The sequence below is a fragment of the Mycobacterium sp. E796 genome, from assembly GCF_001672815.1.
Classification (GTDB): domain Bacteria; phylum Actinomycetota; class Actinomycetes; order Mycobacteriales; family Mycobacteriaceae; genus Mycobacterium.
The window spans coordinates 1-20,040 of the sequence record NZ_LZKK01000024.1 but is presented as its reverse complement, the minus strand read 5'-3'; the positions used below and the strand labels follow the sequence as shown (position 1 = coordinate 20,040).

The window sequence follows — 20,040 nt, the reverse complement described above, 5'->3', positions numbered from 1 at the left end:
AGAAGGAGCACGGATGACCTGCCCCCACCTTCCCCCCGGCTTCGACCCGACCGACCCGGACATCTACGCCGAGCGCCTCCCCGTCGCGGAGCTCGCCGAGCTGCGTCACAACGCGCCGATCTGGTGGTGCGACCAGCCCGTCGGCAAGGGTGGTTTCAACGACGGCGGCTTCTGGGTGGTGACCAAGCACAAGGACGTGAAGGAGGTGTCGCTGCGCAACGACGTCTTCTCTAGCTGGCTCAACGGTGCCATCCCGCGGTTCGGGGACGACATGACGCGCGAAGACATCGACTTGCAGCGGTTCGTCCTGCTCAACATGGATCCCCCGCACCACACCCGGCTGCGCAGAATCATCTCCCGCGGGTTCACGCCGCGCGCGATCGGCCGGCTGCGCGACGAGCTCAACGAGCGCGCGCAGACCATCGCCAAGGCGGCCGCCGCCGAGGCGTCCGGAGATTTCGTCGAGCAGGTGGCGTGCGAGCTGCCGCTGCAGGCCATCGCCGGTCTGCTCGGGGTGCCGCAGGAGGACCGCAGCAAGCTGTTCCGGTGGTCGAACGAGATGACCGGCGCCGAGGACCCGGAGTTCGCACACGTCGATCCCAAGGCCTCGTCGGCCGAGGTGCTGGCCTACGCGATGAAGATGGCGGAGATCAAGGCCGCGACACCCGGCGACGACATCGTGACCACGCTGATCCAGGCGGACATCGACGGCGAGAAGCTCTCCGAGGAGGAGTTCGGGTTTTTCGTGATGATGCTGGCGGTCGCCGGAAACGAGACCACCCGCAACTCGATCACCCAGGGCATGATGGCATTCGCCGAATTCCCCGACCAGTGGGAGCTTTACAAAAAGGAGCGCCCGGAGACGGCGGCAGACGAGATCGTCCGGTGGGCGACCCCGGTTACCGCCTTCCAGCGCACCGCCAGCCAGGACGCCGAATTGTCGGGCGTGACGATCAAGAAGGGGCAGCGGGTGTTGATGTTCTACCGTTCGGCCAACTTCGACGAGGACGTCTTCGCCGATCCGTTCACGTTCGACATTTTGCGTAACCCCAACCCGCACGTCGGATTTGGCGGCACCGGCGAGCACTACTGCATCGGGGCCAACCTGGCCAAGCTGACGATCAACCTGATGTTCAATGCCATCGCCGACCACATGCCGGACCTCACCCCGATCTCGAGGCCGGATCGGATTCGGTCAGGGTGGCTGAACGGCATCAAGCACTGGCAAGTTGACTACACCGGTCAGTGCCCAGTCGGGCACTGACCGGTGTAGCGAATCCTATTGCGGCTGACCAACTTTGGGTCGCAGATTCTCCTCCACCTCGGCGCGCCAATACTTGTTCGCGGCCGCGGTATCGACCTCGTACTCGAAGCGGTCGGTCATCTGCGGCGTGACGTCGGCGGCGTCCACATAGAACTGCTGATACCACCGGCGCAGCTGGTAGACCGGCCCGTCCTCTTCGACCAGCAACGGGTTTTCGATTCGGGTCTTGTGCTTCCAGATCTCGACGTCCTGCAGGAAGCCCATGCTGACGCCGTCGGTGAACGCTTTGGACAGCTTCTCGGTGGCGTCCTCGTCCATGCCCTCGGGCTTTTGCACGATGACGCCCCACTGCAGCATGAAGGAGTCCTGCGTGACGGGGTAGTGGCAGTTGACCAGGATCGTTTCCACCTTGTAGCCGCCGTAGCTGTTGTGCAGCCAGTTGATCATGAACGACGGGCCGAAGTAGGAAGCCTCCGAATCCAAAATCTGCTCACCGGTATAATGCGAGCCGCCGAGGTGCACATCGGGCCGGCCGACGGTGCGCAGGTATTGCGAGGCGATATGGCCCTCGAAGACGTTCTTGAAATACGTCGGGAATCCGTAGTGGATATAGAAGAAGTGCGCCATGTCGACGATGTTGTCGACGATCTCGCGGCAGTTCGATCCCTGGATGAGCTGACTGCGCCACCGCCAGTCGGTCCATCCGGGGCTGGCGGCCTCGGGAATGTCGGGGATCTGCAATTGCGGCGACGGCGGGTTGCCCTCGGGATCGTGCCAGACGAACAGCAGGCCGGCCCGCACCTCGGTGGGCCAGGTGCGGGTGCGCGCCATACGCGGTGTGCGCTTGGCATACGGCACCTCCTTGCACTTGCCGTCGCCGCCCCATCGCCAATCGTGGAACGGGCACGCCACGGTGTCGCCCTTGACCGCGCCCTGCGACAGGTCGCCGCCCATGTGGCGGCAGTATGCGTCGAGGACCCGCAGATTACTTTCCGTGTCGGCGAAGACGACCAGCTTGGTGCCGAAGATGTTGACCGGGTGGGGCTTGCCGTCGAGGAAGTCCTTGGCCACGCCCAGGCAGTGCCAGCCGCGAGCAAACCGGTTCGGCAAGGTTCCTACGTCGATTTCCCGGACGCCGATCCCAGCGGTATCGGTACTCACCACGCGCCTCCTCTAACCTGTCCCAACTAGAACACGTTATAGTTTTGCGCGTATCGGCCAAACATAATGCAGGCAAAAGCCCCTACATATGTGACTTATGGCCCTAGTTAGCGGCGGGGTGGGTGCTTCGCGTACACCCAGGACAGAAACTGCGCGACGGCCTCCGCCGACTTGTGCGCCCGCGGGGAGCTGAAGATGTCGAAAGCGTGTTGGGCGTGCGGCAATTCGGCGTAGGCGACGGGGGACTGCGACACCGCGCGCAACTCCTCGGCGAACTCCTGCGCCTCGCCGACCGGGATCAGGGAGTCGTCGCGGCCGTGCAGGATGAAAAACGGCGGCGCGTCGTCGCGCAGCTTGCAGATCGGCGAGGCGTCGGTGTAGACGTGCCGGTGTGTCGCGAATTTCCTTTTGACTACGTACTTTTCGAGCAGCCCGACGAACTCCCGGCGGCCCTCGCCCTCCGTGGAAAACCAGTCGTAGCGCCCGTACACCGGAACCGCGGCGGTCACCGAGGTGTCGGCTTCCTCGAAGCCCGGCTGAAATTGCGGGTCGTTGGGCGTCAGCGCCGCCAGCGCGGACAGGTGCCCCCCGGCGGACCCGCCGGTGATCGCGACGAAGTCCGGGTCCCCGCCGAACCGCGCGATGTTCTCCTTGACCCAGGCCAGCGCCCGTTTGACGTCGACGATGTGGTCGGGCCAGGTGTGCACGGGTGACACCCGATAGCCGATCGACACGCACACCCAGCCGCGGGCGGCCAGGTGGCTCATCAGCGGGTAGGCCTGCGGGCGGCGCATCCCAATCACCCACGCGCCGCCGGGCACCTGCAGCAGGACCGGAGCCTTGGCGTCGCGCGGCAGGTCGCGGCGACGCCAGATGTCGGCCAGGTTGGCGCGGCCGTGCGGGCCGTAGGACACCACGTTCGTCTTCTCGACGTAGCGCCGGCGGGCCACCGTGTTGCCCAGCGGCAGGCTGCGCCGCCCGCTGCGGGTGGGCTTCGTGTGCGGCAGCGCCTCGAGCGCCTCGGCGTAGTCGTGCCCCAGTTGTTCGCGCAGGCCCGCCTCCAGCACCGGGCCCGGCGTGGTGACGCCGCGATACCGGATCACCCCCAGGATGGCCCACGACGCGGCCGTCAGCGCCAGCGCGGCCTTGCCGCGCCGCCCGGCGAAGTCGCCGCGGCGCCCGCGGCGCAGCGCGTCCACCAACGAGGCCGTGAAGTACACCCCGGGCACCTCCGACGTCGGCCAGCCGAACCAGAACACCAGGACGGTGCTGTAGCCCTTGCGGGCCAGCGGCCGTAATCCGTTGGCGGCGTTGGCAAGTTCGACCGCCGCGCGCGCCAATGGCCGAGGCTTTCGCAGCGTCCGGGCGAGCCGCATCAGCCGCCGACCCGGGAAAGCAGCTCGCCCCGCAGGATCTTGCCGGTGCTGCCGCGGGGTAGCTCGTCGAGGATGGCGATCTCGCGGGGCACCTTGTAGTTGGCCAGGTTGTCGCGCACGTGTTGCTTGAGCGTGTCGACCGTGGCGGACGCGCCGGGGGCCAGCACCACGAAGGCCGCCAGCCGCTGGCCGTACTGCTCGTCGTCCACGCCGATGACCGCCGCCTCGGCGACCTCGGGGTGCGCCGCCAGGGTCTTCTCCACCTCGATCGGGTAGACGTTCTCGCCGCCGGAGACGATCATCTCGTCGTCGCGCCCGACGACGAACAGGCGACCGGCGTCGTCGAGGTATCCGACGTCGCCCGAGGACATGAACCCAGCGTGGAAATCTTTCGTGGTGCCGGAGGTGTAGCCCTCGAACTGGGTGTCGTTGCGGACGTAGATGGTGCCGACCTCGCCGGTGGGCAACTCGTTGAATTCCTTGTCCAGGATCCGGATTTCGGTTCCGCCCGCCGGCTTGCCGGCGGTGTCCGGCGCCGCCCGCAGGTCGGCCGGGGTGGCGGTGGCGATCATGCCGGCCTCGGTGGCGTTGTAGTTGTTGTAGATCACGTCGCCGAACTGGTCCATGAACGCGATGACCACATCGGGTCGCATCCGCGAACCGGAGGCCGCGGCGAACCGTAATGACTTGCAGCTGTAGCGGTTTCGCACCTCGGGCGGCAGTTCCATGATCCGGTCGAACATCACCGGCACGACGGCCAGGCCGGTCGCCTGGTGCCGGTCGATGAGGTCGAGGGTGGCCTCCGGATCGAACTTGCGCCGGGTGATGATCGTGCAGGCCATCGACGCGGCGAAGATCAATTGCGAGAAGCCCCAGGCGTGGAACATCGGGGCCACGATCACGATGTTTTCCTCGGCCCGCCACGGCGTGCGGTCCAGGATGGCCTTGAGCGTGCCGATCCCCGCGTTGCCGCCGGTTTGGTTGGCGCCCTTGGGAGTTCCGGTGGTGCCCGAGGTGAGCAGGATCATCCGGCCCTTGCGGCTGCCGCGTCGAGGTTGTTGTCCGGCGTGGTCGGTGATGAGCTTTTCCACCGTCAACTCGTGCTGCCCGTTGGTCCACGCCACGATGCGGGTGGCGTCGGGCTTCTCGGCCAGCGCCCGGTCCACGGTCTCGGTGAACTCCTCGTCGTAGATGACGGCGTCGACGCCCTCGCGGACGACCACCTCGGCCAGCGCCGGCCCGGCGAACGACGTGTTGAGCAGCACCACGTCGGAGCCGATCCGGCTGACGGCCACCACGGCCTCGACGAAACCGCGGTGGTTGCGGCACATGATCCCGACCACCTTGGGCTGCCCCGCGGGCAATCCCTGCAGGGCGGCCGCCAGCGCGTTGATCCGCTCGTCGAGCTGCCGCCAGGTCAGCGTGCCGAGCTCGTCGATCAGGCCGGGACGGTCCGGGCAGCGCTGCGCCGCGCTGGCGAAGCCCACGGTCATGCCCATGCCCTCGCGGCGCATCGCCGCGGCGATCTTGAGGTAGCGATCTGGCCGCATCGGCGTGATCATCCCGGCGCGCCGCAACGTCCCAAAGATGCCGAGGGCCTGGTCGATTCGAGCTGCCCGAGATGTCATGGCTCAGCCCAGGATCGGGAAACGGCGCTTGGCGGCGAGGTCGCGCAGGGCCTGCTGCATCACCGACCGCACGTACTCGTCGACCTCGTCGACGTCCGGGTCGTCGCCGAACTGCGCGGCGATGTCGATTGGTTCGAGCACCTGCGTCACGATCTTGGTGGGCAGCGGCACGTTGGGCGGGATCACCGCGCTGAACCCGAACGGGAAGCCGAACGACAGCGGCAGGATGGCGCTGCGCAGCAGGCGTTTCACTCCCAGTCGCTCGGCCAGCCACGTGCCGCGGGAGAGGTAGAGCTGGGTTTCCTGCCCGCCGATGGACACCGCCGGAACAATGGGCACGCCGGCCTCGATCGCCGTGCTGACGTATCCCTTGCGGCCGTTGAAGTCGATGACGTTCTCCGAGAGCGTGGGCCGGTAGGCGTCGTAGTCACCGCCGGGGAAGACGACCACGACGCCGCCGGACCGCAGCGCCTTGGCCGCGTTCTCCCTATTGGCGCGGATGTAGCCGGTGCGCCGGAAGAACTGCCCGGTGGGGCCGGTCATCAGGATGTCGTGGCTCAGCGTGTACACCGGCCGGTCATAGCCGAACTTCTCGTAGAAGTGGACGCTGAAAATCGGGACGTCCATGGGGAACATGCCGCCGGAGTGGTTGCCGACAACCAGCGCCCCGCCGGGCGGGAACGAATCCAAGCCGTGCACCTCGGACCGGAAGTAGGTCTTCAGGAACGGGCGCATCACGCCCATCACGCGCTGGGTCAGACCGGGATCGAACTTGTCGATGTCCTCGATGTCTTCGCTGTCGGTGTCGGTCACATCTCTCCCTTGAGCTGCCGGCGCGGCCGCACCGCCGCGTCGAGTCCCATGATGGTAGCGACCGAATACCCCCAGGACGGTTTGAGCCAACCAGCAACGGAGGTATCCAGAGCCAAAGCCTATGGTGTCGGTCGGATCGGGGGGTATTGTTACGTCCGCCAATGACCCTGCCCAGCGAAAAGAGGCCAAGATGGACGTCGCCGGTTTGTCCGACGAGCGCGGCACTCGCTCGGTCGCTGGGCACAGTTCCAATAGCATTCGTGACCGCCGCGGGCGCCAGCCGCGCAGCAGCGCGGTCCGCCCCGGCCCGGTCAACGTCCGCCAACCGGCGGTGCGGGCGGAGTCGCCGGTCGCGGCGGCCGCGACGGCGGATCGCCGCCAGGCGGAATACTTCCGCCGGGTGCTCGTGCAGAACCGTCGCCACCTCGAGCACCGGCTCGCGGAGTACCAGAAGGCGATCGCGACCGCGGAAGCCACCGGCGATGCCGAAGGCGCCTCCAGCGTTCGCCGCATGGCGCGCCTCGAGGAGCAGGAACGCCAAACCCTCGACGGGCTGATCGAGAAGCTGCAGCGTCGATTTCCGCCCCGTAGCGGGGTCCCCGTCCGTTAGGGCCTAGGCTGCAGCGGCTCAATCACGCTGAGCGTCAGCTGGTTTCACCTGCGACAGGAATGAGGCCGCCCATGGGATTCATGTCACCGGAACTTCCGGACGTCGACCCCGACACATGGCTGGCACGGCCAAGGGCAGCGCGGCTGCAGATCGTGACCCGGCACTGGGCCGAACATGGCTTCGGGACGCCGTATGCGGTGTATCTGCTGTACCTGTTCAAGATCGCCTTGTACGTCGCGATCCCGGCGTGGATCATCTCGCTCACCCCCGGCCTGGGCGGGCTGGGCCGCATCGGCGAGTGGTGGACGCAGCCGATCGTGTATCAGAAGTTCATCGTCTTCACGCTGCTGTTCGAGGTGCTGGGCCTCGGCTGCGGGTCCGGCCCGCTGACCGGGCGGTTCATGCCGCCGGTCGGGGGATTCCTATATTGGTTGCGGCCCAACACGATTCGGTTGCCCGCGTGGCCGGGGAAGGTGCCGTTCACCCGCGGCGATACCCGCACCGTCGTCGACGTCGCGCTCTATGCCGTCGTGCTGGCCGGTGGGGTGTGGGCGCTGTTGGCGCCCGGCCCGCTGATCGACCCCGTCCGGGTGTTGCCCACGATCGTGGCGCTGGCCCTGCTGGGTCTGCGTGACAAGACCATCTTCCTCGCGGCCCGCGGCGAACACTATTGGCTGAAACTGTTGGTGTTCTTCTTCCCGTTCACCGACCAGATCGCGGCCTACAAGCTCATCATGCTGTGCCTGTGGTGGGGGGCGGCGACCTCCAAGCTCAACCACCACTTTCCGTACGTCGTGTCGGTCATGACGAGCAACAACGCGCTGCTGCGGCCCAAGCTGTTCAGCCCGTTCAAGCACGCGCTGTACCTCGACCACGTCAACGACCTGCGACCCTCTTGGTTACCGAAGGTGATGGCCCACGTCGGCGGCACCACGGCGGAATTCGTCGTCCCGACGGTTCTGGTGTTCGTCGCCGGCGATGCGCCATGGCGATGGTTCCTGATCGCGTTCATGGTGATCTTCCACCTCAACATCATTTCGAACCTCCCGATGGGGGTCCCGTTGGAGTGGAACGTGTTCTTCATCTTCTCGCTGTTCTATCTGTTCGGGCATTACGGCGCGATCCGAGCCACCGACCTTCGGTCACCCTTGCTGCTCGCCATCATCCTTGCCGCCGTGGCAGTGGTGATCGCGGGAAACATGTTCCCCGAAAAGATTTCGTTTCTGCCCGCGATGCGCTACTACGCGGGCAACTGGGCCACCAGCATCTGGTGCTTCCGCGCTGGCGCCGAGGACAAGATCGAAGCCGACATCGTGAAAAGCTCTGCGCTCGTGGTGAATCAGCTGGCCAAGCTGTACGGCGCCGGGACCGCCGAGGTGATGTCGGACAAGGTGGCGGCGTTCCGGGCGATGCACACGCACGGCCGGGCGCTCAACGGCCTCTTGCCCCGCGCCTTGGGGGGAGAGGCCAACGAGGCCGAATACAGCATCCGCGAGGGCGAAGTCGTCGCCGGGCCGTTGGTCGGCTGGAACTTCGGCGAGGGCCACCTGCACAACGAGCAGCTGCTCGAGGCGGTGCAACGGCGCTGCCAGTTCGAGGAGGGCGACGTCCGCGTCATCGTGCTCGAGGGCCAACCGATTCACATCCAAAAGCAGTGGTACCGCATCCTCGACGCCAAGGCCGGGGTGATCGAGGCCGGTTACGTCGATGTCGCGGACATGCTGAGCCGCCAGCCGTGGCCCGAGCCCGGCGACGAGTTCCCGGTCCACGTCACGACGCGCGCCGTAGCCGAAACGTGACTCAGGCTTGATCGAATCGCTAACGCGCCCTTGCACTTCCGCTGTTCGCGACGCCCGTACCATGGCTATTACAACCATGTCAGTTAAACAGGGACTGGAGCCATGCGAGCGGTCGTTCGGTGTGTTCTTGCGGTCAGCGCTGTCGCTGCGAGTGTGGCCAGCGGGCCGACCGACATCCGCCTGGCCGCGGCCACCCGGCCGGATGGATCCGCCGTCGCGTCGGTGTCACCCGCGCGCGGCGAGGTGGTGGGCGTGGCGCACCCGGTGGTGGTGACGTTCAGCACTCCCGTAACCAACCGGCGCGCGGCCGAGCGCGCCGTCCGGGTCACATCGGCCCCTCCGATGACCGGGAAGTTCGAATGGCTCGACAACGAGGTCGTGCAGTGGGTTCCCGACCACCACTGGCCGGCGCACAGCACGGTCGCGCTCTCGGTGGGCGGACGGCCCACGGAATTCGCCACCGGTCCCGCCGTCGTCGGGACCGCCAACATCGCCGACCACACCTTCACGGTGACCGTTGACGGCGTCGAGTCGGGGCCGCTGCCCGCGCCGCACCACCGTCCCCACTGGGGGGAAGCGGGCGTGCTGCCGGCCTCGATGGGCAGGCCCGAGTACCCGACTCCGGTGGGCTCCTACACCGTCCTGTCCAAGGACCGCACGGTGATCATGGACTCGAGCAGCGTCGGCATCCCCGTCGACGACCCCGACGGATACCGGATCCCGGTCGACTACGCCGTGCGCATCACCGGCCACGGCCTCTTCGTCCATTCGGCCCCGTGGGCCGTCAACGCGATGGGCCTGGAGAATGTCAGCCACGGCTGCATCAGCCTGAGCCCCGAGGACGCCGAGTGGTACTACAACACCGTCCACGTCGGCGACCCGGTGATCGTGGAGGACTCGCCACGGCGCCGGCCACAGCCACAGCCACGGCCGCAGCCGCCGCTGCTGTGGGAGGCCCCACCCAGCTGACAACTTACGAACAAACCCGCCGGGCTTGGCCCGGCGGGTTCTTTCGTAACTGGGAAGGGGATCCGGGTCAGCGCGCGGGCCCGGGCGCGGTCGGCTGGCCGGGCGCCGGGCCGCCGGCGGGCGCCGGACCGGTCGGCGCGCCTTTGCCGGTCCCGGACATGTCGATGATCGGAGCGGCCGGCGCCGCGACATCCAGCGGACCACCGGCGAGCGCAATCAGCGGAGCGCCGACGGGCACCACCGGGATCGGCGCACCCACCGGGATCGGGGCACCCACGGGGACCGGGGCGCCCACCGGCACCGGGGCGCCGACGGGCACGGGGGCACCCACTGGGACCGGCGCACCGACCGGGACCGGCGCGCCAGCCGGCACCGGCGGCCCGAGAGCGATCAGCGGGGCGCCGGCCGGGACCACCGGGACCGGCCCGGGCGCCACGATCGGTACGCCGGACATGTCGGTGAGCGGGGCGCTGGACGTGCATACGGTGGCGGCCGGTGCCGGCCCGCCGGGTGCCGGCGCGCCGCCTCCCGGCCCGCTCACCGGTGCGCCGCCCGCTTCGGGTGCGCCGGCCAGCGGCGCGCCCGCGGCCAGTGGTCCGGCGGCGCCTGCCGGCCCGCCGGCCGCCGGAGCGCCGACCTCGCCGGACTGACCCTGGATGCACGCGTAGCCGCCGGTCTTCAGCGGGGTGGCTGCCGCATCCGGGCTCAACGCTATGGCGGCCCCACACAGCCCAGCGATGGCACCAACTGTGATGTTGAACCGATCAAAGCCCGTCATCAACGTCGACTCCTTTAGCGTTCGCTATCAAATGCGGCAGCAGAACCGCATAGCTGTCCCGCAGCCGTGTCGAATGTATGACCCCCTGGTGCTATTGCACACGCGACGATTCCGGGGCTTATCGAACCGATACGAACCAGACACGCTCCGGTTACCGCGGCTGTTCGCTGTGACCGGCAAGCGGTGGCGCGCCTCACTGATCTAGGCTGACGGCGAGCGCGTAATCAGCGGACTCGCCGAAGACATCAGAAGACAGGGAGAGATCAAAGTGACGGTCCGAGTGGGTATCAACGGCTTCGGCCGAATCGGACGCAATTTCTACCGGGCGTTGCTGGCCCAGCAGGAGCAGGGCACGGCCGATGTCGAGGTGGTGGCCGTCAATGACATCACCGATAACGCCACGTTGGCGCATTTACTCAAATTCGACTCGATCCTGGGCCGGTTGCCCGACGACGTGAGCCTGGAGGGCGAGGACACCATCGTGGTGGGCACTCGGCGGATCAAGGCACTCGAGGTGCGCGAGGGTCCCGCTGCGATGCCGTGGAGCGATCTGGGCGTCGACGTGGTGGTGGAATCCACCGGGTTGTTCACCAATGCGGCCAAGGCCAAGGGCCATTTGGACGCCGGGGCCAAGAAGGTGATCATCTCCGCGCCGGCCACCGATCCCGACATCACCATCGTGTTGGGCGTCAACGATGACAAGTACGACGGCAGCCAGAACATCATCTCCAACGCCTCCTGCACGACGAACTGCCTGGCGCCGGTAACGAAGGTCTTGCAGGACGAGTTCGGCATCGTCAAGGGCTTGATGACCACCATCCACGCCTACACCCAAGATCAGAACCTGCAGGACGGCCCGCACAAGGACCTGCGTCGGGCCCGGGCGGCGGCGCTGAACATCGTGCCGACCTCGACCGGGGCGGCCAAGGCGATCGGGCTGGTGATGCCCGAGCTCAAGGGCAAGCTGGACGGATATGCGTTGCGGGTGCCGATCCCGACCGGGTCGGTGACCGACCTGACCGTGGAGCTGGCCAAGGCCGCCAGCGCCGAGGACATCAACGCCGCGTTCAAAGCCGCCGCGGAGGGCCGCCTGAAGGGCATCCTGAAGTACTACGACGCCCCGATCGTGTCGTCCGACATCGTCACCGACCCGCACAGCTCGATCTTTGACTCCGGGCTGACCAAGGTCATCGACAACCAGGCCAAGGTGGTGTCCTGGTACGACAACGAATGGGGCTACTCCAACCGCCTCATCGACCTCGTCGCACTGGTCGGCAAGTCGCTGTAAACCGTGAGCATCCCCACTCTCGAAGACCTTCTGGCCGAGGGGGTTTCGGGCCGCGGCGTGCTGGTGCGCTCCGACCTGAACGTCCCCCTGGATGACGGGACCATCACCGACGCCGGCCGCATCACCGCGTCGGTGCCGACGCTGCAGGCGCTGCTCGAGGCCGGCGCCAAGGTCGTGGTCACCGCGCATCTGGGTCGTCCCAAGAACGGCGCCGACCCGAAGCTGTCGCTGGCGCCGGTCGCCGCCGCGCTCGGTGACCAGCTCGGGCGGCACGTGCAGCTGGCCGGCGATGTCGTCGGCACCGACGCGCTGGCCCGCGCCGAGGGCCTGACCGACGGCGACATCCTGCTGCTGGAGAACATTCGCTTCGACCCGCGCGAAACCAGCAAGGACGACGGCGAGCGCCTGGCGCTGGCCCGGCAACTGGCCGAATTGGTCGGGCCGGAGGGCGCTTTCGTCTCCGACGGCTTCGGCGTGGTGCACCGCAAGCAGGCCTCCGTCTACGACGTCGCGACCCTGCTGCCGCACTACGCGGGCACGCTGGTGGCCGAGGAGATCCGGGTCCTCGAGCAGCTGACCGGCTCGACCAAGCGCCCCTACGCGGTGGTGCTGGGCGGGTCGAAGGTGTCCGACAAGCTCGGCGTGATCGAGTCGCTGGCCACCAAGGCCGACAGCATCGTGATCGGTGGCGGCATGTGCTTCACCTTCCTTGCCGCGCATGGCCTTTCGGTCGGCACGTCGCTACTCGAGCCCGACATGGTCGACACCTGTCGCCGGCTGTGCGAGACCTACGCCGACGTGTTGCACCTTCCGGTGGACATCGTGGTGGCGGAAAAGTTCGCCGCCGATTCGCCGCCGGAAACCGTTGCGGCGGACCGCATTCCGCAGGACAAGATGGGCCTGGACATCGGGCCCGAGTCGGTCCGGCGGTTCACCACGCTGCTGTCCAACGCCGAAACCGTCTTCTGGAACGGCCCGATGGGGGTGTTCGAGTTCCCGGCGTTCGCCGCCGGAACCAAGGGCGTGGCCGAGGCCGTCGCCGCGGCCACCGGCAAGGGCGCCTTCAGCGTGGTGGGCGGCGGCGACTCCGCGGCCGCGGTGCGCGCGCTCGGCATCCCCGAGGGTGACTTCTCGCACATCTCGACCGGCGGCGGAGCGTCCCTGGAATACCTGGAGGGCAAGGCGCTGCCGGGCATCGAGGTGCTTGCCAGCCCCCAGCCAAGCTAAGGAGACTCGTGAGCCGCAAGCCACTGATCGCCGGCAACTGGAAGATGAACCTCAACCACTTCGAGGCGATCGCGCTGGTGCAAAAGATCGCGTTCGCGCTGCCGGACAAGTACTACGACAAGGTCGACGTCACGGTGCTCCCGCCGTACACCGACCTGCGCAGCGTGCAGACCCTGGTCGACGGCGACAAGCTGCGGCTGACCTACGGCGCCCAGGACCTGTCCCCGCACGACTCGGGCGCCTACACCGGCGACATCAGCGGCGCCTTCCTGGCCAAGCTGGGCTGCCAGTTCGTCATCGTCGGCCACTCCGAGCGGCGCACCTACCACCACGAGGACGACGCGCTGGTGGCCGCCAAGGCCGCCGCCGCGCTCAGGCACGAGCTCACCCCGATCGTGTGCATCGGCGAGCACCTGGAGACCCGGGAGGCGGGTGAGCACGTCAGTTACTGCGAAAACCAGCTGCGCGGCTCGCTGGCCGGGCTGTCGGCCGAGCAGATCGCCAACGTGGTGGTCGCCTACGAGCCGGTGTGGGCGATCGGCACCGGCCGGGTGGCCAGCTCTGCGGACGCCCAGGAGGTGTGTGCGGCGATCCGCAAAGAGTTGGCGTCCCTGGCCTCGGCAAAGGTCGCCGAAACCGTGCGGGTGCTCTATGGCGGCTCGATGAACGCGAAGAACGTCGGCGAACTCGTCGCTCAGGACGACGTCGACGGCGGGCTGGTCGGCGGCGCATCGCTGGACGGCGAGCAGTTCGCGACCCTGGCGGCCATCGCCGCCGGCGGGCCCCTCCCGTGACGCCGGCGGGGCACCGGTAGGCTTTCTGGCATGCAATTGGCCCTGCAGATCACCCTGGTGGTCACGAGCATCCTGGTGGTGCTGCTGGTGCTGCTGCACCGCGCCAAGGGTGGCGGCCTGTCGACGCTGTTCGGCGGCGGCGTGCAATCGAGCCTGTCCGGGTCGACGGTCGTGGAGAAGAACCTCGACCGGCTGACGGTGTTCATCGTCGGCATCTGGCTGGTGTGCATCATCGGCATGGCCCTGATGATCAAGTACCGCTGACCGCTCGACGGGCGGGCCGGGCGATCCGCCTCGATACTGGGACGCATGGCTGAGGCTTCCGACATCGCGCTGGAACCGATCGGTGCCGTCCAACGCACCCGGGTCGGCCGCGAGGCAACCGAGCCGATGCGCGCCGACATCAGGTTGCTGGGCACCATCCTCGGCGACACCGTGCGCGAGCAGAACGGCGACGAGGTGTTCGAGCTCGTGGAACGCGCGCGGGTGGAGTCCTTCCGGGTGCGGCGCTCCGAGATCGACCGGGCCGACATGGCGCGGATGTTCGACGGCATCGACATCCACCAGGCCATCCCGGTCATCCGGGCGTTCAGCCACTTCGCGCTGCTGGCCAACGTCGCCGAAGACATCCACCGGGAACGCCGACGCGACGTCCACGTCGCCGCCGGCGAGCCACCGCAGGACAGCAGCCTGGCGGCGACGTACGCGAAACTCGATCGGGCAGAGCTCGATTCGGCCACAGTGGCCGACGCGCTGCGGGGCGCCCTGGTGTCCCCGGTGATCACCGCCCATCCCACCGAGACCCGCCGGCGCACCGTGTTCGTCACCCAGCACCGCATCACCGAATTGATGCGGCTGCGCGCCGCCGGGCACACCGAGACCGACGACGGCCGCAACATCGAGCTCGAGTTGCGCCGCCAGGTCCTTACGCTGTGGCAGACCGCGCTGATCCGGCTGTCCCGGCTCCAGATCACCGACGAGATCGACGTGGGCCTGCGGTATTACCCGGCCGCGCTGTTCAAGGTGATTCCGCAGGTCAACGCCGAGGTCCGGGAGGCGTTGCGCGCGCGCTGGCCCGACGCCGACCTGCTTTCGTCGCCCATCCTGCAGCCCGGGTCCTGGATCGGCGGCGACCGCGACGGCAACCCGAACGTCACCGGCGACGTCGTGCGGCGGGCCACCGGCAGCGCCGCGTTCACCGCGCTGGCGCACTACCTGGCCGAGCTGACCGAGCTCGAACAGGAGCTGTCGATGTCGGCGCGGCTGATCACGGTCACCCCCGAATTGACCGCCCTGGCCGACGGCGGCAACGAGAGCGCGCGCGCCGACGAGCCGTACCGGCGCGCGCTGCGAGTGATCCGGGCCCGCCTCACCGCGACGGGCACCGAGATCCTGGACCGCCGGCCGCAGCACGAGCTCGACCTGGGCCTGCGGCCGTACTCCGTTCCGGCGGAACTGCGCGCCGACCTGGACGTCATCGACGCGTCGCTGCGCACGCACGGCGCCGAGCTGCTGGCCGACGATCGGCTGGCCCGGCTGCGAGAAAGCGTGCACACCTTCGGGTTTCATCTATCCGGCCTGGACATGCGGCAGAACTCCGACGTGCACGAGGAGGTGGTCGCGGAGCTGCTGGCCTGGGCCGGGGTCCATCCCGACTACGCCTCGCTGGCCGAAGACGAGCGGGTCGAGCTGCTGGCAGGGGAGCTGGCCACCCGCCGTCCATTGGTCGGCGACCGCGCACAACTGTCCGACTTGGCCCGCGGCGAGCTGGGCGTCGTCGTGGCCGCCGCCCGCGCCGTCGACCTCTACGGACCGGCGGCGGTGCCCAACTACATCATCTCGATGTGCCAGTCGGTGTCCGACGTCCTGGAGGCCGCGATCCTGTTGAAGGAGGCCGGGCTGCTTGACGCGTCCGGCCCGGAACCCTATTGCCCCCTGGGTATTTCGCCGCTGTTCGAGACGATCGACGATCTGCACAATGGCGCGTCGATCCTGCAGGCGATGCTGGACCTGCCGATCTACCGGGCGTTGGTGGATGCCCGCGGCGGATGCCAGGAGGTGATGCTGGGCTACTCCGACTCCAACAAGGACGGCGGATACCTGGCCGCCAACTGGGCCGTCTACCGCGCCGAGCTCACCCTCGTCGAGGTGGCCCGCAAGACCGGAATCCGGTTGCGGCTCTTCCACGGTCGCGGCGGCACCGTCGGCCGCGGTGGCGGCCCCAGCTACCAGGCGATCCTGGCGCAGCCGCCCGGCGCGGTGAACGGCTCGCTGCGCCTCACCGAGCAGGGCGAGGTGATCGCGGCCAAATACGCCGAGCCGCAACTGGCCCGGCGCAACCTGGAGAGCTTGGTTGCGGCCACCGTGGAGTCGACGCTGCTCGACGTGGAGGGCCTCGGCGACGCCGCGGAACCGGCCTACGCGGTGCTCGACGAGGTGGCCGCGCTGGCGCACCGCGCCTACGCCGAATTGGTGCACGAGACACCGGGATTCGTCGAGTACTTCAAGGCGTCCACGCCCGTCAGCGAGATCGGGTCGCTGAACATCGGCAGCCGGCCGACCTCGCGCAAGCCCACCGAATCCATCTCCGACCTGCGCGCCATCCCGTGGGTGCTGGCCTGGAGCCAGTCGCGGGTGATGCTGCCGGGCTGGTACGGCACCGGCGCGGCCTTCGAGCAGTGGATCGCGGCGGGTCCCGAGAGCGAAACCGAGCGGGTGGCGATCCTGCACGATCTGTACGAGCGGTGGCCGTTCTTTCGCAGCGTGCTGTCGAACATGGCGCAGGTGCTGTCCAAGAGCGACCTGGGCCTGGCGGCCCACTACGCCGAGCTGGTGGCCGACGAATCGTTGCGGCACAGGGTGTTCGACAAGATCGCCGACGAGCACCGGCGCACCATCGCCATGCACAAACTCATCACCGGCCAGGACGACCTGCTCGCCGACAACCCGGCGCTGGCCCGTTCGGTGTTCAACCGCTTCCCGTATCTGGAGCCGCTCAACCACCTGCAGGTCGAGCTGCTCCGCCGCTACCGCTCCGGCGACGACGACGAATTGGTGCAGCGCGGCATCCTGCTGACGATGAACGGACTTGCGAGCGCGTTACGTAACAGCGGCTGACGGGCATCCCCGTGCCATGGAACCGGCGCAAGTGGCCCAGAACGGCGTGTTCGAACGAATCGCCCGCGCCGGGTATGTGGTCAACGGGCTGCTGCACCTGATCGTGGGCTATCTCGCCATCCGGGTCGCGTGCGGCAACGGGGGCACCGCCGACCAGACAGGTGCCCTGGCGACGTTGGCGGCCAAACCGGGCGGCCCGCTTGCGCTGTGGATCGCCGCGGCCGCGCTGTCGGCGATGGGCCTCTGGCGGCTCGTCGAGACGGCCCTCGGGCGGTCGAGCGACCGCGAAGCCGAGCGCTCGTCGCCGGGAGTGTGGGACCGGGCGAAGGCGTTCGGACTCGCGGCCGTCTACCTCGCCTTCGCCTACTCGGCGTGCGGGTACGCCCGGGGCGCGGGCAGGCCGGCGGATCAACAGAATTCGAGCATCAGCGCGCGCCTGATGCACACCACCGCCGGCACTCTTGCCCTCATCGCCTGCGGCGCGCTCATCGTCGTGGTCGGGTGCTATCACGTCTACAAGGGCGCCAGCCGCAATTTCGTCGGCGACCTCAAGGGCAAGTCGGGTCGTCTGGTGCGACGCCTCGGCGCCACCGGCTATGTGGCGAAGGGCGTGGTGATCGCCGGCACCGGGGCGTTGGTCGTCGTCGCCGCCTGCCGCTCCGAACCGAAGAAGGCCACCGGACTCGACGGGGCGCTGAAGACCCTCGGCGCCCAGCCCTACGGGCCGGTGTTGTTGATCGCGGCCGGCGCGGGGATCATCACCTACGGCCTGTACAGCTTCGTGATGGCCCGATCCACCAAGATGTAGGGCTAGCGGTTGCGCAGCCGGTCCAGCACGCCGCGCACGGCATGCTCGGTGGCCGACAGCGGCGACATCATCGTCTCGCCCACCTTCACCATGTCGTCGATCCGCGCGACGATGGCCTCCACCGGCTCGACCAGCACGATCAGCCGCTTGGCCAGGTCGTCGAGGCTGGCCAGGGTGCCGTCGAGGTGATCCAGCCCGGCCTCCATCCGTTCGACGGTGGCGTTGAGGTTGGTGAGCGAGCTGTTCAGCTCCCTCATCGTGGTGCTCAGGCCGTCGAGCACGTCCTCGACCTGTTCGACGGTCTTGTCGGCGTTCAGCGCCGCCTGGGTGAGGGTTTTGATCCGGCTTCGCTCGGGCCCCCCGCGCGCGGTTCGGTCTGCCATGAAGGTCATTTTGACGTCCTCCTCGGGCTAAAGCCAGAGGATTCAACCCCGTCCCACTATCTATGCGGCAGGAGAGCAGGGTAGAGGTTCACGGTTCGTCGACCGGCTCACGCCGAGGTCTCCCCGTGCTGTCACCGCCCGTCCGGCGGCGATGTTGCGCGCGGCGTTCACATCGGCATTGCACGGACCCGCCGTGCAGGCTTCGCACTCGAAAACCGCTTGGCTCTTACGGTTTGCGAGAGCGACATGCCCACACACGGCGCATCGCTGCGACGTGTACGCGGCCGGGACCTGCTCGACCCGACCAACGGCTTTGTGCTGCAAACGCGCAGCGAGCTTGCCCCAACCGCTGCGGTTAATTCCGCGGTTCAGGCCGCGTTTGGCGGCAACACCTACACCGGGCTTTTCCACGGTTCCTCGCGCAGAGCGGGTCATTGCGCGCACGTCAAGCGCCTCGATGCGGATGGTTTCGAACCGGCGCGCGATGCCCGTGGTGGCCTTTTCGACCCAGTCCTTACGTCGGTCGACCTCACGAGCCTTGAGTTTCGCAATCGCGCGCTTCGTGCGAGCGCGCCGGTGAGAGCCACGCTTAGCGCGGGCCAAGCGCTGCTGCAGCACCTTCAGACGCTTGGCCTCGCCGTCGCTAAGGCGAGGGGCATGCAGCAGTTCACCGGTCGACAAGGCGGCCGCCACCGTCACGCCACGGTCAATGCCCACCACCGAGCCATCAGCAGGCCCGGGAATGGGCTCCGGGATGTGGGCGAACGCGATGTGCCACCGCCCGGCCCGATCACAGGTGACCCGATAGGATTTAACACCCTGGGGAACCGGCCGCGACAGCCGGAACCGGACCCAGCCGACCTTGGGCACCCATACCCGAGCGAACCGACGGTTCAGACGCTCGACGTGCTGGGCTTTAAACCCGACCTGGCGAAAGCCCTCATGCACACCGGCTTTGCGCCACGTCGGGCGACGGTGGGTGCCATTGAAAAAGTTGCGCATCGCTTGGGCGAAATCGCGCAACGCCTGCTGCTGCACCGTCTGCGAGCCGGCGGCCAGCCACTCGTGCTCGGCACGGGCCGCTGTCAGCTGGGCGCACTGCTCGTTGTAGCCGGGTGCTCGGCGACCCGGCTGCCAGTGCTGCTGCTGCTCGACCGCCAGGTTCCACACATATCGGGCGTGACGACAATGCGCGACCAACACCACCGCCTGCTCAGCACTCGGAAACAACCGATAACGCGACACCCCCGCAACCTAACCGCCACCACCGACAACCCACCGAAAAGAGACGCGGCCTTACCCCCCGGCTAAAGCCAGGGGTTTCCGCACCGCAACGCCTCGACACCTCAGCCGGGAAGCTTGGACGCGGCCTCCTGGTCGAGCAGCCAGAGCGTGGTCTCGAGGCCGACGGCCCCGGCGGCCGGCACCGACGCCGGCGGGGCGCCACCGATGGCGGCGGCCGCCGCCTCGGCCTTGCCCGCCCCGGACACCATCAGCCACACCTCGCGGGAACGCCGGATCGCAGGCAGCGTCAACGTGATTCGCTGCGGCGGCGGTTTGGGGGAGTCCTCGACGCCGACCACCATGCGGCTGGTCTCGTGCACGGCCGGGGTGTCCGGGAACAGGGAGTTGATGTGGCCCTCCGGCCCCATTCCCAGCAGGTGGACGTCGAAATTCGGCGCCGGCTGGCCGGGTTCGGCGTTGGCGGCCAGCAGTTGCTCGTAGGCCAGTGCCGCGGCGGCAAGGTCCGCGCCGAATTCGCCGTCGCTTGCCGGCATCGCGTGCACCTGACTCGACGGGATGTCGACGTGATCGAGCAGGGCCTCCCGCGCCTGCTTGTCGTTGCGCTCGTCGTCGTCCTCGGGCACGTAGCGCTCGTCGCCCCAGAACAGGTGCACCTTGGACCAGTCGACCTGGTCACGACGGGTGGCGAGGTAGCGCAGCAGCCCGATGCCGTTGCCGCCGCCGGTCAGCACGATCAGGGCCCGGCCCCGCGCCGCCGCGGCGTCCTGGATGGTCTTGACC

The 20,040-nt window shown here is 68.1% G+C and carries 18 protein-coding genes; 10 read left to right on the top strand and 8 right to left on the bottom strand.

The window, feature by feature from the left end; translation table 11 throughout:
* The first annotated feature begins 13 nt into the window (after positions 1-13).
* On the top strand, positions 14-1,264 hold the full coding sequence (locus A5706_RS01695; RefSeq protein WP_068126430.1) for a cytochrome P450: 1,251 nt from the start codon (positions 14-16) through the stop codon (positions 1,262-1,264).
* A gap of 15 nt (positions 1,265-1,279) precedes the next feature.
* On the opposite strand, the gene A5706_RS01690 is transcribed toward A5706_RS01695, so the two are convergent.
* The 4 genes from A5706_RS01690 to A5706_RS01675 form a co-directional block, all read right to left on the bottom strand.
* Positions 1,280-2,425 (bottom strand): Rieske 2Fe-2S domain-containing protein, encoded by a 1,146-nt coding sequence (locus A5706_RS01690; protein WP_068126463.1) that lies wholly within the window; start codon positions 2,423-2,425, stop codon positions 1,280-1,282.
* 107 nt (positions 2,426-2,532) lie between these two features.
* Complete coding sequence (locus A5706_RS01685) at positions 2,533-3,801, bottom strand: alpha/beta hydrolase (RefSeq protein WP_068126428.1); 1,269 nt, start codon at positions 3,799-3,801, stop codon at positions 2,533-2,535.
* The gene (gene fadD12 / locus A5706_RS01680; protein ID WP_068126425.1) at positions 3,801-5,429 is read right to left on the bottom strand and encodes an acyl-CoA ligase FadD12; all 1,629 of its coding nucleotides are present in this window, start codon (positions 5,427-5,429) and stop codon (positions 3,801-3,803) included. Before fadD12 ends, A5706_RS01685 begins: the two co-directional genes overlap by 1 nt.
* A 3-nt stretch (positions 5,430-5,432) precedes the next feature.
* Complete coding sequence (locus A5706_RS01675) at positions 5,433-6,242, bottom strand: 1-acyl-sn-glycerol-3-phosphate acyltransferase (protein WP_068126423.1); 810 nt, start codon at positions 6,240-6,242, stop codon at positions 5,433-5,435.
* A 190-nt stretch (positions 6,243-6,432) separates the two neighbouring features.
* On the opposite strand from A5706_RS01675, the gene A5706_RS01670 reads away from it, so the two are divergent.
* From A5706_RS01670 to A5706_RS01660, 3 genes are all read left to right on the top strand, one after another.
* Complete coding sequence (locus tag A5706_RS01670) at positions 6,433-6,852, top strand: hypothetical protein (RefSeq protein WP_068126420.1); 420 nt, start codon at positions 6,433-6,435, stop codon at positions 6,850-6,852.
* A 71-nt stretch (positions 6,853-6,923) separates the two neighbouring features.
* Entirely contained in the window at positions 6,924-8,651 is a 1,728-nt protein-coding gene (locus tag A5706_RS01665; protein WP_068126419.1) for a DUF3556 domain-containing protein, read from the top strand.
* A gap of 102 nt (positions 8,652-8,753) precedes the next feature.
* Positions 8,754-9,620, top strand: coding sequence for an Ig-like domain-containing protein (locus A5706_RS01660; protein WP_082964130.1), 867 nt, complete (start codon positions 8,754-8,756; stop codon positions 9,618-9,620).
* Positions 9,621-9,687: 67 nt separating this feature from the next.
* On the opposite strand, the gene A5706_RS01655 is transcribed toward A5706_RS01660, so the two are convergent.
* Positions 9,688-10,398 (bottom strand): beta-xylosidase, encoded by a 711-nt coding sequence (locus tag A5706_RS01655; RefSeq protein ID WP_068126416.1) that lies wholly within the window; start codon positions 10,396-10,398, stop codon positions 9,688-9,690.
* Positions 10,399-10,666: 268 nt separating this feature from the next.
* Between A5706_RS01655 and gap the strand changes: the two genes are divergently transcribed.
* The 6 genes from gap to A5706_RS01625 are packed head-to-tail and all read left to right on the top strand — an operon-like array spanning position 10,667 to position 17,632.
* Positions 10,667-11,686, top strand: coding sequence for a type I glyceraldehyde-3-phosphate dehydrogenase (gene gap, locus A5706_RS01650; protein WP_068126414.1), 1,020 nt, complete (start codon positions 10,667-10,669; stop codon positions 11,684-11,686).
* 3 nt (positions 11,687-11,689) lie between these two features.
* Positions 11,690-12,913, top strand: a complete 1,224-nt coding sequence (gene pgk / locus A5706_RS01645; protein ID WP_068126412.1) for a phosphoglycerate kinase — start codon at positions 11,690-11,692, stop codon at positions 12,911-12,913.
* A gap of 8 nt (positions 12,914-12,921) precedes the next feature.
* Complete coding sequence (tpiA, locus tag A5706_RS01640; RefSeq protein WP_068126409.1) at positions 12,922-13,707, top strand: triose-phosphate isomerase; 786 nt, start codon at positions 12,922-12,924, stop codon at positions 13,705-13,707.
* 30 nt (positions 13,708-13,737) lie between these two features.
* Positions 13,738-13,971, top strand: a complete 234-nt coding sequence (gene secG / locus A5706_RS01635; RefSeq protein ID WP_068126407.1) for a preprotein translocase subunit SecG — start codon at positions 13,738-13,740, stop codon at positions 13,969-13,971.
* A 45-nt stretch (positions 13,972-14,016) separates the two neighbouring features.
* A complete protein-coding gene (gene ppc, locus A5706_RS01630) occupies positions 14,017-16,824 on the top strand; it encodes a phosphoenolpyruvate carboxylase (protein WP_068126405.1) in 2,808 nt (935 codons plus the stop codon).
* 16 nt (positions 16,825-16,840) lie between these two features.
* Positions 16,841-17,632 carry a DUF1206 domain-containing protein gene (locus tag A5706_RS01625; protein WP_068126403.1) on the top strand — a complete coding sequence of 264 codons (792 nt, stop codon included), beginning with the start codon at positions 16,841-16,843 and terminating at the stop codon, positions 17,630-17,632.
* A gap of 2 nt (positions 17,633-17,634) precedes the next feature.
* Here the strand turns inward: A5706_RS01625 and A5706_RS01620 are convergent, their stop codons facing one another.
* From A5706_RS01620 to pgl, 3 genes are all read right to left on the bottom strand, one after another.
* Entirely contained in the window at positions 17,635-18,024 is a 390-nt protein-coding gene (locus A5706_RS01620; RefSeq protein ID WP_068126401.1) for an ATPase, read from the bottom strand.
* A 51-nt stretch (positions 18,025-18,075) separates the two neighbouring features.
* Entirely contained in the window at positions 18,076-19,260 is a 1,185-nt protein-coding gene (locus A5706_RS01615) for an RNA-guided endonuclease TnpB family protein (RefSeq protein ID WP_197517721.1), read from the bottom strand.
* Positions 19,261-19,361: 101 nt separating this feature from the next.
* Positions 19,362-20,040: 6-phosphogluconolactonase (pgl, locus tag A5706_RS01610; RefSeq protein ID WP_068126397.1), on the bottom strand; the 679-nt coding region annotated here is incomplete at its 5' end.

Excerpts from the sequence above, each read along its gene's own strand:
- A5706_RS01670 (WP_068126420.1), top strand. The coding sequence starts at position 6,433 with ATGGACGTCGCCGGTTTGTCCGACGAGCGCGGCACTCGCTCGGTCGCT.
- A5706_RS01665 (WP_068126419.1), top strand. The coding sequence starts at position 6,924 with ATGGGATTCATGTCACCGGAACTTCCGGACGTCGACCCCGACACATGG.
- A5706_RS01620 (WP_068126401.1), bottom strand. The coding sequence starts at position 18,024 with ATGACCTTCATGGCAGACCGAACCGCGCGCGGGGGGCCCGAGCGAAGC.
- A5706_RS01625 (WP_068126403.1), top strand. The coding sequence starts at position 16,841 with ATGGAACCGGCGCAAGTGGCCCAGAACGGCGTGTTCGAACGAATCGCC.
- secG (WP_068126407.1), top strand. The coding sequence starts at position 13,738 with ATGCAATTGGCCCTGCAGATCACCCTGGTGGTCACGAGCATCCTGGTG.
- A5706_RS01695 (WP_068126430.1), top strand. The coding sequence starts at position 14 with ATGACCTGCCCCCACCTTCCCCCCGGCTTCGACCCGACCGACCCGGAC.
- A5706_RS01685 (WP_068126428.1), bottom strand. The coding sequence starts at position 3,801 with ATGCGGCTCGCCCGGACGCTGCGAAAGCCTCGGCCATTGGCGCGCGCG.
- ppc (WP_068126405.1), top strand. The coding sequence starts at position 14,017 with ATGGCTGAGGCTTCCGACATCGCGCTGGAACCGATCGGTGCCGTCCAA.
- A5706_RS01660 (WP_082964130.1), top strand. The coding sequence starts at position 8,754 with ATGCGAGCGGTCGTTCGGTGTGTTCTTGCGGTCAGCGCTGTCGCTGCG.
- fadD12 (WP_068126425.1), bottom strand. The coding sequence starts at position 5,429 with ATGACATCTCGGGCAGCTCGAATCGACCAGGCCCTCGGCATCTTTGGG.
- A5706_RS01655 (WP_068126416.1), bottom strand. The coding sequence starts at position 10,398 with ATGACGGGCTTTGATCGGTTCAACATCACAGTTGGTGCCATCGCTGGG.